Genomic DNA, 14,752 nt, shown 5'->3' with positions numbered 1-14,752 from the left:
CTTGTCCTCTCGCCGTATTCTTATCGGGTGAACGCCTGGGCGTTGCCCGCATCGACGTTGATCATGTTGCCAGTGGACTTGGCGGACTGGTCCCCCGCCAGGAAGTACACCGCCTCGGCAATGTCGCCGGGCAGCACGTCGCGCTTGAGCATGGAGCGCTGGCGGTAATGTTCCTCCAGTTCCTTGCCGGTGTCGATACCGTGGGCGCCCGCGCGCTCCTTGCGCCAGTCGCCGTCCCAGATGCGGCTGCCCTTGATCACGGCATCGGGGTTGACGACGTTGACGCGGATGCCGTGCGGCGCCCCCTCCAGCGCCAGACAGCGCGCAAGGTGATTGGCCGCCGCCTTGGCCGAGGCATAGGCGCTGGCATTGGTAGCCGCGGCGACGCCGTTTTTCGAGCCGATGAACACGACGCTGGTGCCGCCCTGTTCCTTCATGCCCCGCAGCAGCGGCCATGCGGCCCGGCTGGTGAGGAAGTACCCCTGCGCCAGAACGTCGTAGTTGCGGTTCCACAATTCGATCGTGGTTTCCTCGATCGCCGCGGAAGAGGCGATGCCCGCATTGGCGACGAGGATGTCGAGCCCGCCGAACTCGCGCGCGGCAAAGGCGAAAGCCTCGGCGACCTGCGCCTCGTCCGTCACGTCGCACACGACGGAGCGCACCACGTCCTTGCCGAACTGCTTCGCGAAGCCGGCGCGCACCTCTTCGACCACGGCGCCGTCGCGGTCGGCGAGGACCACGCAGGCGCCTTCCGCCATCAGCCGCGCCGCGCTCGCCGCGCCGATGCCGCCCGCCCCGCCGGTGACCAGCGCGACCCGGCCGACCAGCGGCCTGGGTGCGGGCATGCGCTGCAGCTTGGCTTCCTCGAGCAGCCAGTATTCGATGTCGAAGGCTTCCTGCTCGTCGAGGGCGATGTAGTCGCCGATCGCCTCGGCCCCGCGCATCACATTGATGGCGTTGCCGTAGAATTCACCCGCAAGGCGCGCGGTGGTCTTGTCGGTGGCGAAGGTAATGCGCCCGACGCCCGGCACCAGCACCACGACCGGGTTTGCATCGCGCATCGCGGGCGAGTTCGGACGCCTGCAACGCTCGTAATAGGCGGCGTAGAGATCGCGATAGGCGGCGATCTTCTCAGCCAGATAAGCGTCATCCTGAAGCCGCGCCGGATCGAGCGTGAGCGGCGCGATCTTGGTGCGCAGGAAGTGATCGGGGCACGAGGTGCCAAGATCGGCAAGGCGCTGGAAGTGTGCCGAGTTCACGAATTCGAGCGCCTCGGCATCGTCCGAATAGTGGCCGACCTTGCGCCGCGCTCCGGTCATCAGGCCGCGCAGACGGGGCATGAGATCGGCCGCGATTGCCGCGCGCTCGGCCGACGTGGCGACGGCGACTCCGCCGAACGCGGGCTTTCCAGCCAGCCGCGCGTTGAGATAGGCGGCAGCGTCGGCGATCAGTTCGACGGTGTGTTCGTAGCAGGCCTTCGCGCTCTCGGCCCAGCAGATGATCCCGTGCCCTGCGAGCATGACGCCCTCCACACCGGGGTTCGCCGCTACGAAATCGCGCAGTTGCACGCCCAGCGTATAGCCGGGGCGCTTCCACGCCAGCCAGCCGATCCGGCCGCCCCAGATCGCCTGGGTCGCTTCCTCACCGCCCGAGCTGGCAGCCAGTGCGATGATCGCATCCGGGTGAACGTGATCGACGTGCGCGAAGGGCAGCAGCGAATGGAGCGGCGTGTCGATCGACGCCGCGCGGCCGTTCAAATTGAAAGTGCAGTGAGGCAGGTAGCCGACCATCTTGTCGTCGTCGTCAGGGCCGCCGTAGTGCTGTTCGAGGCCGAGCAGCTTGTCCTGATAGAGCGTCGCGAAGCCATCGAGCTTCATCGATCCGATGTCGCCGCCCGAACCCTTGACCCAAAGGACCTCGACCGTCTCTCCGGTCAGCGGATCGACCTCCTCCAGCTTGGCGGAGGTGTTGCCGCCGCCGAAGTTGGTGACAGTCAGGTCCGAACCCAGCAGGTTGGACCGATAGAGCAGCAGTTGGGCAGGAGAGAGAGACGCCGCGACCGAGTCGTCCCACCGACTGATGGGCACGGCAAAGTTCAGCGCATCGGTGGAAGCGGCAGGAATGGCGGCGGATTTTGCCGGGTCGGCGGGGGCTGTGATCGTATCCATGGACACCCTCTGACATTTCCTCTTTTCATGTTCAATCTGACTCGATACTAATCGCTCATAAGCAATCAATCAACACCATGTTCGGGCAGATCGCTGCCTGGTTGAAAATGGCGGGCGGAGAGAATGACAGGAACAGGCACCTACATCGTCGTCGATATCGGCAAGACCCTCAGCAAGGTGTCGCTGTGGTGCCGTTATGGTACCCTTGTGTGCCGCCGGGTGCACCCCAACCCGACGCACGAAATCGACGGGATTCGCCGCCTCGACGCCGAGGGAATCGGCGAGTTTCTGCGGGCCACCCTGCGTGAATGGGCAGGCCATCCGGTCGAGGCGATCATCCCCGTGGCCCACGGCGCCGCCTTCGCCGCGATCGGAGAAGACGGGCTGCTTTTCGCCCCTATCGACTACGAACAGCCGATCCCCGGCGACGTCATGGCCGCCTACCGCGCCGAGCGCGACGCGCTTGCCGTGACCGGCTCCCCCGCCCTGCCCGACGGTCTCAACATGGGCGCGCAGATCTGGTGGATGGCACAGCGCCACCCCGAGGCGATGGCGAGCGGGACGCTGGTGCCCTGGGCGCAGTACTGGGCCTGGTTCCTCACCGGCCGGGCGGTCAGCGAAGTGACCAGCCTCGGCTGCCACTCCGACCTGTGGGCACCCGGCGACGCGCGTTTTTCGCCGATGGCCGAGCGCCTCGGCTGGGCCGACCGCTTTGCTCCCGTGGTCGGCGCGGGCGAGGTGGTGGGCACCCTGCGCCCCGAACTCGCGGCCGAGACCGGCCTGCCTCCGACCGCGCAAGTGCTTGCCGGCCTTCACGATTCCAACGCCGCGCTGCTTGCCGCGCGCGGCTTCGCACAGATCGCGCGGCAGGAGGCGACGATCCTTTCCACCGGCACATGGTTCATCGCCATGCGCCTTGCGGCCGAGCCTTTCCCCATCGCCGCGCTGCCCGAAGGGCGTGACACGCTGGTCAACGTCGATGCCTATGGCGCGCCCGTGCCATCGGCCCGCTTCATGGGCGGCCGCGAAATCGAGACGGTCATCCAGCTCGACACCCGCCGCATCGACATCCGGCCCGACCAGCCTCGGCTGATGGCTGAAGTCCCGGCGCTGCTGCGCCGCCGCACGATGATGATGCCCACGCTCGCCCCCGGCTTCGGCCCCTATCCCGACGGCGAGGCGCGCTGGGTCAACGCGCCGGTCGAGTGGCAGGGAACCTGGTACGCGCGGCGCGCGGCGATCTGCCTTTATGCCGCGCTCGTGGCGGATACCGCGCTCGACTTGATCGGATCCAAGGAGCGGCTGCTGATCGAGGGCCGGTTCTCCGAGGCCGAGGTCTTCGTGCGCGCGCTCGCCGCACTGCGGCCCGGCACCGAGGTCTTCCTCGCCAATGCCCACAACGACGTGTCGTTCGGCGCACTGCGGCTGATAGATCCGTCGCTGGAGGCAGGCGGCGAGCTTACCCGCGTCGAGCCGCTGGAGGGTGACCTGCTCGGCTACCGCGACGCCTGGCGCGAAGCCGTGGCGAAGGCGCCCGCGGGCGTGCCCGCATGATCACCGCCTCGATCCCGGACTTTCGCGAAGCGGCGCGGCGCAAGCTGCCGCGCTTCCTGTTCGAGTACATCGACGGCGGCTCCTATGCCGAGGCGACGCTGCGCCGCAATGTCTCCGATCTTGCCGACCTCGCCCTGCGCCAGCGCGTACTGCGCGACGTCTCCGCGCTCGACCTGTCGACCGAGCTGTTCGGCCAGAAACTCGCCCTGCCCCTCGCGCTCGCCCCCATCGGGCTGGCCGGGCTCAATGCCCGGCGCGGCGAGACGCAGGCGGTGCGAGCGGCGAATGCCGCCGGTGTGCCCTTCACGCTCTCCACCGTGGGTGCCTGCACCATCGGCGAAGTCGCGAAGGCGGCCGAGCAGCCGTTCTGGTTCCAGCTCTACATGATTCGCGACCGTACCTTCATGAAGGACCTGCTGGCGCAGGCGGCCGAGGCGGGCTGCTCCACCCTCGTCTTCACCGTCGACATGCCGGTGCCCGGCAGCCGCTATCGCGATTACCACACCGGCCTTGCCGGCTCGGGCGGGACCAAGGGCGCGCTGTGGCGCTTCGCGCAGGCCGCCGTTCGGCCGGGCTGGGCATGGGATGTCGGGATAAACGGGCGCCCGCACACGCTGGGCAACGTCGCCCCGGTGCTGAAGGGCAGGACCGGGATCGAGGATTTCTTCGCCTGGATGCGGAACAACTTCGACCCCTCGATCAACTGGCGCGACCTCGACTTCATCCGCTCCGAATGGACGGGGCCGCTCGTCATCAAGGGCATCCTTGATCCGGACGACGCGCGAGAAGCCGCGGAGCTGGGGGCGGACGGCATCGTCGTCTCCAACCACGGCGGGCGGCAGCTCGATGGCGTGCTGTCCAGCGCCCGCGCTTTGCCTCCGATCGTGGACGCGGTGGGCGAGCGGCTGACCGTGCTGGCGGACGGCGGCATCCGCTCCGGCCTCGACGTCGTGCGGATGCTGGCGCTGGGCGCCAAAGGCGTGCTGCTCGGCCGTGCATGGGCCTGGGCGCTCGCGGCCGGGGGCGAGGCGGGCGTTGCGAAGATGCTCAGGCTGGTAGAGGCCGAAATGCGCGTCGCCATGGCCCTCACCGGCACGACCCGCATCGACGAGATAGACCGCAACTGCCTGGCGCTGGGCTGAGACAAAAAGACAAGAAGAGAGAGGATCACGAGGATCATGGGAGGCAATCCGCCGCTGGGCGTCCTGTTTCACTGGCTGGGCGGCTTCGCGTCCGCCAGCTTCTACGTTCCCTACAAGCGCATAAGGCTGTGGTCGTGGGAAGTGTTCTGGCTCGCGGGCGGGGTGTTCTCCTGGGCCATCGCGCCATGGCTCTTCGCCTCGCTGCGCACCGAGGACCTGCTCGGCGTTCTTGCCGCAACGCCGTCGCGGACCCTGCTGTGGTGCTGGTTCTGGGGTGCGATGTGGGGTTTCGGAGGGCTGACCTTCGGGCTGACGATGCGCTATCTCGGGCTCTCGCTCGGCATGGCGGTGGCCTTGGGGCTGACGACCGTGATCGGCACGATGGGGCCGCCGATCTTCCACGGCACCATCGGCGAGATCGCCTCGCGCACCAGCGGGCAACTGACGCTGTTGGGCATTCTGGTGACGCTGGCGGGCATCATCGTCGTCGCACGCGCGGGCCATGCCAAGGACAAGGATCTCGGCGGCAGGATTTCCGAGGGCGTGGCCGAGTTCGACCTGCGCCAAGGCCTGCTGATCGCGGTGTTCTCGGGCGTCATGTCGGGTTGCTTCGCGTGGGGGCTCGATGCCGGCCAGCCGATCCGCGACCTGACGCTGGCGGCAGGCACCGACCCGCTGAGCCAGGGGCTTCCGGTGCTATGCGTGGTGCTGGCGGGCGGCCTTACCACCAACGCGATCTGGTGCGCCATCCTCATCCGCCGCAACCGCAGCTTCGGCCAGTTCCTCGGCCGCGTACCGACGGGCGAGACGCCGCCGCTTCTGGTCAACTACCTGCTGGCGGCGCTCGGCGGTACGCTGTGGTACTTCCAGTTCTTCTTCTACACCATGGGCGAGAGCCAGATGGGACGCTACGGCTTTTCGTCGTGGACGCTACACATGGCCTCCATCATCCTCTTCTCGACGCTCTGGGGCTTTGCGCTGAAGGAATGGAAAGGCGCCGCCCCGCGCACCCGGGCGCTGGTGTGGACCGGGATCGGCCTGCTGATGGGCTCCACCGTGATCATCGGGATGGGCAACATGACCGAGGCAGCCGCGCATCCCTGACCAACCATCCGTGAGCAGAAATGATGGATCATGATCGGAAAATCGGCCATAAGCCCGTCCAAAGGCCGACATAAACCGACATGAAGAGACATAAGGTAGCCAATGCACTCCACCCAGCGTGAACGCCTGATCCTCGAAGCGGTGACCGCCACCGGGTTCGTGACGTATCGCGCGCTCGAGGCCCGGCTCGAAGCATCGCCCGCGACGATCCGGCGCGACCTGACGCGGCTGGAGGAAGAAGGCCTGATCGTGCGCGTGCACGGCGGCGCCAAGCTGCCGCAGGAGCAGAAGGACGAACGCGAGGGCAGCCTTGCCGGCACGCCCTTCGCCCAGTCGATCCTGCAGAACCTCCCCGCCAAGCAGGCGATCGGCCGGGCGGCGGCGGCACTGTGCCGCCCGGGCGAGGGGATCATGATCGACGGCGGCACCACGACCCTGCAGATGTGCCCGCATCTGGCGGGGCTGGATTGCCAGGTCCTCACCAATTCGCTGCACATTGTCGATGCCCTGCTGCCGCAAGAAGGCACGCGGGTGCTGCTGCCGTCAGGCACCGTGTTCCGGGAGCAGAACATCATCCTGGCTCCGGCGGGCGAGGAATCGATGCCGCGCTTTCACGCGCCCAAGCTGTTCATGGGCGCCGCCGCGATCGGCCCGCAGGGCGTGATGCAGCAGGACGTCATCCTCGTCGCCGCCGAACGCCGTTTCATGGAGCGCGCCGAGGAAGTCATCGTGCTGGTCGACAGCAGCAAGTTCACCTCCTCGTCCGGGGCGATCGTCTGCGGGCTGGACGAGATCGGCACAATCGTCACCGATCCCGGCATTCCGCGGGACATGGCCGCCCGGCTGAGCGACCATGGCGTCAGGGTCATCATCGCCTGAGGCGGCGGCTACGCGCCCGCCAGCTTCCTCCTGATCAGCGACTTGATCTTCCAGTCCTCCAGAATCCGGCCGCCGACGTAGAGCGCCGCGAAGATGCCCGCGAAGACATAGGCGGAAGTGGGCGAGTGCTTGTCGTCCTTCTTCTCCTCTTTCTTCTTGTCCCCGTTCGACTTGTCTGGGCCATCCTTCTTGGGCTTCTCCGGAGCAGGCGCGCCGAGGAACTTGTCGATGGGATTCATCGGCACCTCGGCCTTTTCCTTGTCCTTCTTATCGTCCTTCTTCTGCGATGCCTCGGACGCGGGCGTCTCCAGTTTGCCGAGTGCGATCGTCAACTGTCCGAAGGCGAGGAACAGGAGCGGCGCGAGGAAGCAGAACAGCAGCGCCCGACTGGTCATGTGCCAGCGCAGCACTGACCCGGCCGCGCCGTTCTCGATCCTGAGGGTGCCGCCGTCGAAGACCGACATCTTGTCCTGCGCGGCCTGATCGCGCTTGGTGAAGGTCAGCGTGTCGCCGCCACGATCGTGGCTGGTCCCGCTTTCGAAGAACAGCGGGGTGAGGCGGTCCAGGGCATCCTCGCGCGACTGTCCGGGCGCGAGCGGCAGGCTGCCCCTAACATGCCAGATCCAGTCGATGAAACGCGCGTTCATGGTATTCCTTTCGGCACGGCCACAAGAGCCGCCCAGATCGGTGGACTGCATGTGCATGGGAGGAGAGCCGCGTCCGAAGCGCCGGATCACTCGGCCGGAACGGCGGTGATCGGCTGGCGCCCGAAGCGTTCCTTCAGCGTCTTCCAGCCTTCGGTGAAGGGGAAGGTCATCTGCTCGCGGATGCCCATGCGGCGGCCGCCCTCCATGCCCAGCAACTCCGCCTCGCCATCGACGCAAGTGCCGAACATGCGGTCGATGAAGATGTAGGTGTTGGTGAAGTTGCTGCGGCTCGCCTCGAAGTCCTGCGAGTGGTGCAGGCTGTGATGCTCGGTCGTGTGGAACAGGTAGCGCCACCAGCGGGGCGAATTGAAGCGCACGTTGATGTGCTGGTAGCTGCCGACCGCCATGCCGATCGCGCCTGCCAGCAGGAACGCGCGCGGCAGGAAGTCGAAGAAGCCGCCGACGCCGAGGCCGATCAGGAACAGCTCGACCGGGTTGCCGACCGCGCCCTTGTTGATGTTCAACTGGGTGATGTAGTGATGGACCGAGTGCGGCAGCCACAGCGGATACCAGTTGTGCATCCCGCGATGCATCCAGTACTGCCCGAAATCGAAGATGAACGAGATCAGGAATGCCTGCAGCAGCAGCGGCAGGCCGGTGAACCAGGCGAACTTGTCCCAGTGGAACGCGCCCTGGATCGCCTCGATCATCACGCCGTCGCCGATGTAGCCGTCGATGATGCGCAGGATCGTATAGCCGAGGCCGACGTAGAACAGGTCGGTCGCCAGTTCCTTCCAGGTCAGGTTCCAGCTCTCGTAGCGCGGGAAAAACCATTCGAGCGCGAGGAGGAACAGGCGAAAGCCGATGCCGATGCCGATCGCGGTCGATGCCTTGGCGATGGAATTGGGGGCATAGTACCAGAAGGCGATCAGCGCGAAGAGCACCGTGGGCTGGAACCAGGTGAAGACGAACTGCTTCAACGGGCCGCCCTCGACCCTGCCGATATTCTCCCAGCCGACAGTGACTGGGGCCTGTGTACCGATCAACCTGTTACCTACGCGAACCCCGTCCATGCGCCTGCCCTCGTAATATTTGACCACCCATGTCAGTAATACTTATTTCAAACATGGTAATACGGGATGGCGGCGGCGTCCATGCCCTTTCTGCAATGCAGCAGGAAAGGCGCAATAGTATGGGTCTGATTGTTCCGCCGGGATCCCGCTTGGCCCATTACTTCGGGGCCGCAATATAGCGCTCAGCGGACCGCCACTCAAAGAGATTTCTCCCAGAAATCCCGGCGATCCGCAGCCACATCGCGATTATGGAAATTGAATAATGACTTAGCGATGACCGGCAATCCCACCCCACCGGCATTGCCGCGACATGCGATCATTCATCTCGCCATTGCGGAAAAAACGAAGCAACCCGGAGCGGCATGACGCCACCCCGGGTTGCTTCGCTTCGTTCGCAACCTCGAGTCGAGGTCGGATCAGAAGTCCTTGCGCAGCATGATTCCGCCGTAGCGCTTGTCGTCGCGCGGGACGAAGCGGACGGTGCCCGCAAGCGCGCCGTTGGCAAGCAGGGTCGCATAGCTCTGGTTCGTGATGTTCTTCACGAAGCCGCGCACCTGCCAGCTATCGTCCGCACCCAGCAGCGCCACGCTGGCGTTCCAGATGACGTAGTCCGGCTGGACCGTGCTGGGCGTCTGCGTCAGCGAATACTGCGTCTTGCTCTTGAGCGAGACGTCGCTCTGGATTTCCAGGTTCAGCGAGTCCGTCAGCGCGAAGCGGTACGATGCGTTGCTGTAGAGCTTCCACTTCGGTGCGAAGGGCAGCGGCTGGCCGTCGATATCGCAGCTGGTCGGCGCGCCGACCGGGCAGTTGAAATGGACCACCTTGGCATCGGTATAGGCCAGCGAGGTATCGAGCGAGAGGCCCGGAATCGGGTGCAGGCCGAACTCCAGCTCCACGCCCTTGCTCTCCACGGTGCCCGCGTTGATCAGGCGGGTGACCTGCGCGCCGCCGACGACGTCGTTGTAGTTGGCCTGATAGTTGTGGAACTTGGTCTGGTAGACCGCCAGCGCATAGGTGATCTTGCGGTCCAGCGCGGTGCCCTTGATGCCCGCCTCGAACGAGTCCGAGGTTTCCGGCTTCAGCACGATCTCGTCCAGCGGCGTCGTCGCATTGAGCGAACGCATGTTGAAGTAGACGTTGTAGGCCGGTCCCTTGTAGCCGCGCGCATAGGTGAAATAGGCGTGAGTGGTAGGCGTCACGTCAAGCTGGATGCCGCCGCGATAGGAATCGCCGCGCTGCGAGGTCGAACCCTGCGCCTGATGGTACGCGCGGATCGAGGTGATATCGAGCGACGATGCCCCCGAATTGGTCGGATCGTTGGTCGAGGTACGCTCGTGGTAGAAGCTCAGGTCGTCCCAGATCGAGCGATAGCCCGCGAAGGCGCGCAGCCACGAGGTGAAGTTGAAGTTCGCCTCGCCGAACACCGCATAGTTCTTGCTCAGGATGCCGTAGTCGGCGACGCCGGTGACCGGGACTTCGCTGCCGGAGATCAGGCGGGTGACGGTGCGTTCATAGGTCTCGTCGGTCTTGGCGCGCATGTAGTAGGCGCCCACGACGTAGTCGATGAAATTGCCCTTGGGCGAGGTCAGGCGCAGTTCCTGCGAGAACTGGCTGGAGGCCAGCTTGCCCTCGTCGTGGATCTGCGGGAACGTGGCGGTCAGCTCCGAGAGCCCGTCGTTGTCCTGGAACTGGTGGTTCTTCCACTCGCGATAGGCGGTGATCGAGGTGACGGTATAGTCGCCCAGCTCCAGTTCGCCGGTCAGCGAGCCGCCGTAGTTCTTGTCGGTGACGTGCGTGTCGAAGCTGGTGCTGGCCTGCCGGTTGGACGCGCTCGGCGTGATGCCCACGCCCGACAGGAACGCGCCGAGCGGAGCCGAGGTGGTGACGGTGCCGGTGGGGTAGGCGGTCTGCGAGGTGCTCGTATAGACGCTGGTGGCATCGTCGTAGGAGTGCAGGTAGTCACCCGCGAGGGTGATCTTGAGTGTCTCGGTCGGGCGCGCCTCGATCTTGCCGCGCGCGCCGTAGCGCTCGTAGCCGTTGACCTTGCTGCCGGTGTTGAGGTTGCGCACGTTGCCGGCGTAGTTGGCGTAGAGGCCGTCGATGCGGGCCGTCACGTTGGAGGCGATGGCGCCGGTGACGCCGGCCTTGAGGCGGTATTCCTCATCCGTGGTGGCGGTGCCTTCGGTGTAGGCGTGGAAGGTGTCCGAGGGCGCGGCGGTGACCACGCTGATGACGCCCGCCGAAGAGTTCTTGCCGAACAGCGTGCCCTGCGGCCCGCGCAGCACCTCGATCCGCGATACTTCGCCCACATCGAGCGTAGCCTGTCCGGGACGCGAGAGGACGACGCCGTCGACCACCGTGGAAACCGAGGATTCCACGCCCGGCGAGGTGCTGATCGTGCCGACGCCGCGCACGAAGACCGAGCGGTCCTTGTTGGACGCGCTGGTGCGGAAGTCGACCGAGGGGACGGTGGCGGACAGGTCCTGCAGGTTGTGGATGCCGCGATCGTTCAGCGACTGGCCGCTGACGGCGGTGATCGCGATCGGCACCTGCTGGATGGATTCGTCGCGGTAGCGCGCGGTCACCACGATCTCGCCGGAGACGGGTTCAGGCGCTTCCTCGGCCTGCGCAACCACGGGGAAAACGGCCGCAGACGCCAGCAATGCATAACGGACGAAGCGGTACGAGATATCGGTCATCGGAAACTCCCTGGAATGGGAGCGTTGATAGTCAACCAATTCAGTTGAGAAAGATAGTTTTCCTTTAGCCCCCTATGAAACTTCCCCTAAGCGAGCGCTGCCGTCGTCCCCCCTCCCGTCATTGCGAGCGCAGCGAAGCTGCGCTTGCAATGACGAGGGGGCTGGATCGTCAAGCCACCTGGGGCTCGTCCACAGCAACGATCACGGGCATCGTCAGCTGGATCCAGCCGAGCGCGAGCAGGTAGGAGCACGCCGCGAAGCCGAACAGCGGCCCGTAGCCAAGCCCGGCCGCCAGCACGAGGCCGGACACCTTGCTGATGGCCGCGCCGCCCATGTTTCCGCAGAATGCGCCGAAGCCGGTCACACGGCCCACCCTTGCGCGCGGGGTGACGTCGGCGATCAGGCCGAACAGGTTGGTCGAGAAGCCCTGATGCCCCGCCAGCGCGAGGGCCAGCAGCGCGACGGCGGCCCAGTAGGCATCGACATGCAGCGCCAGCGGCACCGGCACCACGCAGAGCGCGGATACCAGCATCAGCGTCTTGCGCGTCCTGTTGACGCCTGCTCCGCGCGCCAGCATCGCATTGGCGGCGTAGCCCGCAAGCAGCGATCCCGCCGCCGAACCGCAATAGGCCAGCGCCAGCGGCGGCCCCAACTCGGTGCCGGACAATCCGAACTGCCGGTGGAAGTAATCCGGCATCCAGAACAGCATGAGCCACCATGTCGCGTCGGAAAGCACTTTGCCGACAGCGACGGTCCATGTCCGCCGCTCCAGCAGGAACAGCCGGTCGCCTGCCAGCGGGCTGCCGGAAGACAGGGCCGACCTGACCGGCGCACGGTCGCCGAAATCGACCCCGCGCGATGCCAGCAGCCAGCCGAGCACCCAGATTAGCCCGACCGCCCCGGCCGCCACGAAGGCCCCGCGCCAACCCCAGACCAGCGCGACCACTGGGATCGCCAGCGGCGCGAGGATGGCGCCCAGGCTGTTCATCGCATTGGACAGGCCGAAGCCCAGCGACCGGGACTCGGGCGGAAACAGCGCGGCGATCGTCTTGACGCCCGAGGGCGTACCCATCGATTCCGTCGCGCCGAGGCCGATGCGGCAAAATACGAACTGGCTGAAGCTCTGCGCCCAGCCATGCGTCATCGCCATGACCGACCACGCCGCCACACCCGCGACGTTGGCCCACTTGGCGCCGAGCCGGTCGACCAGCCACCCCGCCGCAAGAAAGCCCACCGCCGCGCCCGCCTGGAACCATGCGGCCAGCGTGCCGTAGTCGTCGTCGCTCCAGCCGAGGTCGGCCGCGATCGTCGGTTTGAGCACCGATATGATCTGCCGGTCCACGAGGTTGAGCACCCCCGCCGTCAGCGCCAGCGCGAAGATCAGCCAGCGGCGACGGGGGGAAAGCAACGCGCCCACGCTCACTTCTCCGAGGCTTTGTCCGAGGTCTGGCCTCCAGCGTCGATCTGCCGCTTCAACTCGTCGGCCAGCGGCGGGGTGTAGATGAGCGGCCTGCCCTCGGCCTGCGCCTTCAGCTTGGCCGGGGTATCGGGCATATTCGGATCGAAGCGGTCGACGGGGTTCGGCTTGATATACCAGTCGGCCGGGAAGTCCGCCGCATGCGGCCCGTTGATCCCCCGCCGCAGCGACCCTTGCGCGGTGCGCTTGCCATAGGGAATGACATGCTTGCCGCCCGAATTGGCCAGCTGGTCGTAAAGCGCGAGGCGGAGTTCCTGCTTCTTCGGAGCCCATGCCGGATCGTCGATCAGGTTGTGCATCTCGTCCGGGTCGGACTTGAGATCATAGAGTTCCTCGGTGTCGTAGACGCCGTAGTACTGGATATATTTCAGCCGGTCGCGCTCGATGGCGAAGGTCGTGGGGGTCATCGGGAAGTTGTATTCCCAGTAGTATTCGTAAGTGAAGTCACCCGGCTTCCATGCGGAGACCGGCTGCACGCCCTCCCACAGCTTCCAGGCGCTCGTGCCCTCGAACTGCGGTGGGCGCGGTGCTCCCGCTACGTCGAGAAAAGTCGGCGCGAAATCGAGGTTGCGGATGCGGCCATCGTTCACCTTGCCCGCCGGGACCGTGCCCGGCTCCCACACGACCAGCGGCACCCGGATCGAGGCTTCGTAGGCGTTGCGCTTGTCGATCAGGCCATGTTCGCCGATCATGTAGCCGTTGTCCGAGGTGAACACGACCAGCGTGTCCTTCTCCAGATGGTTCTCGCGCAAGTAGTCCATCACCCGGCCGAGGCTGTCGTCGATCGCGGACAGCGTGCCGTAGTAGTACTTGAGATACTCCGTCATCGGCACGTCGGCGTTGTAGAAGAAGTCGATGCCGTGCCAGGTGTTGCGCTGGTTCTGCACCCACAGCGGCTTGCCCGCATTGTTCCGGGGCGTGTTCGCCGCAGAGGCGGGCAGCGTGAACTTCGCCTTGTCGTACTGGTGCACGTAGCGCGGCGGCGGCAGCGGGTCCGAATGGACGCCCTTGTGGCTGAGATAGAGGAAGAACGGCTTCTTCGGATCACGCTCCTTCGTCAGCCAGTCCATCGCATAGTCGGTCAGTTCGTCCGTGATGTAGCCCTTCTGGGGCACCGTCTTCCCGTCCACGTTGAGGTTTGGAGAGGACTGCCCGGTATTGACCTTCGACGGCCAGTAATTGCCCTGACCGATGAAGCTCACCCACTTGTCGAAACCGGGGCGCGGCGCATCGGTGCTGGCGCCCATGTGCCACTTGCCGAAGAACGCGGTCTGGTAGCCCGCCTGCCGCAGATAGCTCGGGAAATAGGTGAGGCCTGCCTCGGAACTGTCGTTGTTGTCGACGATGCCATGGTTGCGCGCGGTCTGCCCGGTCAGGATCGTCGCGCGGCTGGGGCTGCACAGCGAGGATGTGACCACCGCGTTGGGGAAATAGGTCCCCTCCTTCGCCATGCGGTCGATATTGGGGGTCTTGAGCAGACCCGGCTGGAGAAAACCGAGCCCGTCGTAGCGCAGGTCGTCCACCAGCACGAATACGATATTGCGCGGGCGCGCCTCCTTCGCGGGCCGGGCCTGCGCGGCGGGCGCTTTCGCCGATACGGCCGCAGGCGCAAGCGAGAGGGCGGCGAAGCAGGCGGCGCCCATCAGCGCCCGCACGGCGGCGGAGGTCTTCTTCATGTGGTTTCCCGGTAGAGAGGATCGCCTCGGCCTCGTGGCCGTCGGACTGCAGGTGGCCGTTGTGCCGGTCATGGCTCGACGTCGCCACCGTATAACTTCAGGCGCACCCTAAAGAAAACCTTTGATTGACACCGGGGTGCGCCAACTCCGCTGCAGGGCCTTGCTTCCTTTCCAACCCGATCACTCTGAACGGGGCGGCGACTCGCCGGGGGCTGCGGCGCGCCCGCCGGAAGAATTGCTCTCACGGTCCGGGGCAACCGACCCATCGGCCGAAAACCCGACTAACACAGTATAATCAAATAGAAATACAACTACAGATCATTAACCAACATC

General features: G+C 65.7%; 10 protein-coding genes. 4 read left to right on the top strand and 6 right to left on the bottom strand.

From position 1 onward, the window contains the following. Positions 1-20 precede the first annotated feature (20 nt). The gene (locus ACODRZ_RS13595; RefSeq protein WP_488971357.1) at positions 21-2,168 is read right to left on the bottom strand and encodes a bifunctional rhamnulose-1-phosphate aldolase/short-chain dehydrogenase; all 2,148 of its coding nucleotides are present in this window, start codon (positions 2,166-2,168) and stop codon (positions 21-23) included. Positions 2,169-2,291: 123 nt separating this feature from the next. On the opposite strand from ACODRZ_RS13595, the gene ACODRZ_RS13590 reads away from it, so the two are divergent. The 4 genes from ACODRZ_RS13590 (at position 2,292) to ACODRZ_RS13575 (ending at position 6,847) form a co-directional block, all read left to right on the top strand. Beyond that, positions 2,292-3,722, top strand: a complete 1,431-nt coding sequence (locus ACODRZ_RS13590; protein ID WP_488971356.1) for an FGGY-family carbohydrate kinase — start codon at positions 2,292-2,294, stop codon at positions 3,720-3,722. Beyond that, positions 3,719-4,864: an FMN-dependent L-lactate dehydrogenase LldD gene (gene lldD / locus ACODRZ_RS13585; protein WP_488971355.1), complete on the top strand. Its 1,146-nt coding sequence runs from the start codon at positions 3,719-3,721 to the stop codon at positions 4,862-4,864. Before ACODRZ_RS13590 ends, lldD begins: the two co-directional genes overlap by 4 nt. A 36-nt stretch (positions 4,865-4,900) precedes the next feature. After that, complete coding sequence (gene rhaT, locus ACODRZ_RS13580; protein WP_488971354.1) at positions 4,901-5,968, top strand: L-rhamnose/proton symporter RhaT; 1,068 nt, start codon at positions 4,901-4,903, stop codon at positions 5,966-5,968. A gap of 102 nt (positions 5,969-6,070) precedes the next feature. Continuing rightward, positions 6,071-6,847, top strand: a complete 777-nt coding sequence (locus tag ACODRZ_RS13575) for a DeoR/GlpR family DNA-binding transcription regulator (RefSeq protein WP_488971353.1) — start codon at positions 6,071-6,073, stop codon at positions 6,845-6,847. A gap of 8 nt (positions 6,848-6,855) precedes the next feature. On the opposite strand, the gene ACODRZ_RS13570 is transcribed toward ACODRZ_RS13575, so the two are convergent. From ACODRZ_RS13570 to ACODRZ_RS13550, 5 genes are all read right to left on the bottom strand, one after another. After that, positions 6,856-7,494 (bottom strand): hypothetical protein, encoded by a 639-nt coding sequence (locus tag ACODRZ_RS13570; RefSeq protein WP_488971352.1) that lies wholly within the window; start codon positions 7,492-7,494, stop codon positions 6,856-6,858. An 86-nt stretch (positions 7,495-7,580) separates the two neighbouring features. After that, positions 7,581-8,567 (bottom strand): sterol desaturase family protein, encoded by a 987-nt coding sequence (locus tag ACODRZ_RS13565; protein WP_488971351.1) that lies wholly within the window; start codon positions 8,565-8,567, stop codon positions 7,581-7,583. 416 nt (positions 8,568-8,983) lie between these two features. Then, positions 8,984-11,266: a TonB-dependent receptor gene (locus ACODRZ_RS13560; protein ID WP_488971350.1), complete on the bottom strand. Its 2,283-nt coding sequence runs from the start codon at positions 11,264-11,266 to the stop codon at positions 8,984-8,986. A 169-nt stretch (positions 11,267-11,435) separates the two neighbouring features. After that, positions 11,436-12,683: an MFS transporter gene (locus ACODRZ_RS13555; protein WP_488971349.1), complete on the bottom strand. Its 1,248-nt coding sequence runs from the start codon at positions 12,681-12,683 to the stop codon at positions 11,436-11,438. 2 nt (positions 12,684-12,685) lie between these two features. Beyond that, positions 12,686-14,419 (bottom strand): sulfatase family protein, encoded by a 1,734-nt coding sequence (locus ACODRZ_RS13550; RefSeq protein ID WP_488971348.1) that lies wholly within the window; start codon positions 14,417-14,419, stop codon positions 12,686-12,688. Between the last annotated feature and the right edge of the window lie 333 nt (positions 14,420-14,752).

Source organism: Novosphingobium sp. FG90, from assembly GCF_057808725.1.
Note: the sequence above shows the minus strand (reverse complement) of the source record. Positions and strands in the feature narration are given on the sequence as shown.

Bases quoted from the DNA above. Each gene is read 5' to 3' on its own strand.
- ACODRZ_RS13550 (WP_488971348.1), bottom strand. From the start codon at position 14,419: ATGAAGAAGACCTCCGCCGCCGTGCGGGCGCTGATGGGCGCCGCCTGC.
- ACODRZ_RS13575 (WP_488971353.1), top strand. From the start codon at position 6,071: ATGCACTCCACCCAGCGTGAACGCCTGATCCTCGAAGCGGTGACCGCC.
- lldD (WP_488971355.1), top strand. From the start codon at position 3,719: ATGATCACCGCCTCGATCCCGGACTTTCGCGAAGCGGCGCGGCGCAAG.
- ACODRZ_RS13590 (WP_488971356.1), top strand. From the start codon at position 2,292: ATGACAGGAACAGGCACCTACATCGTCGTCGATATCGGCAAGACCCTC.
- ACODRZ_RS13560 (WP_488971350.1), bottom strand. From the start codon at position 11,266: ATGACCGATATCTCGTACCGCTTCGTCCGTTATGCATTGCTGGCGTCT.
- rhaT (WP_488971354.1), top strand. From the start codon at position 4,901: ATGGGAGGCAATCCGCCGCTGGGCGTCCTGTTTCACTGGCTGGGCGGC.
- ACODRZ_RS13565 (WP_488971351.1), bottom strand. From the start codon at position 8,567: ATGGACGGGGTTCGCGTAGGTAACAGGTTGATCGGTACACAGGCCCCA.
- ACODRZ_RS13570 (WP_488971352.1), bottom strand. From the start codon at position 7,494: ATGAACGCGCGTTTCATCGACTGGATCTGGCATGTTAGGGGCAGCCTG.
- ACODRZ_RS13595 (WP_488971357.1), bottom strand. From the start codon at position 2,168: ATGGATACGATCACAGCCCCCGCCGACCCGGCAAAATCCGCCGCCATT.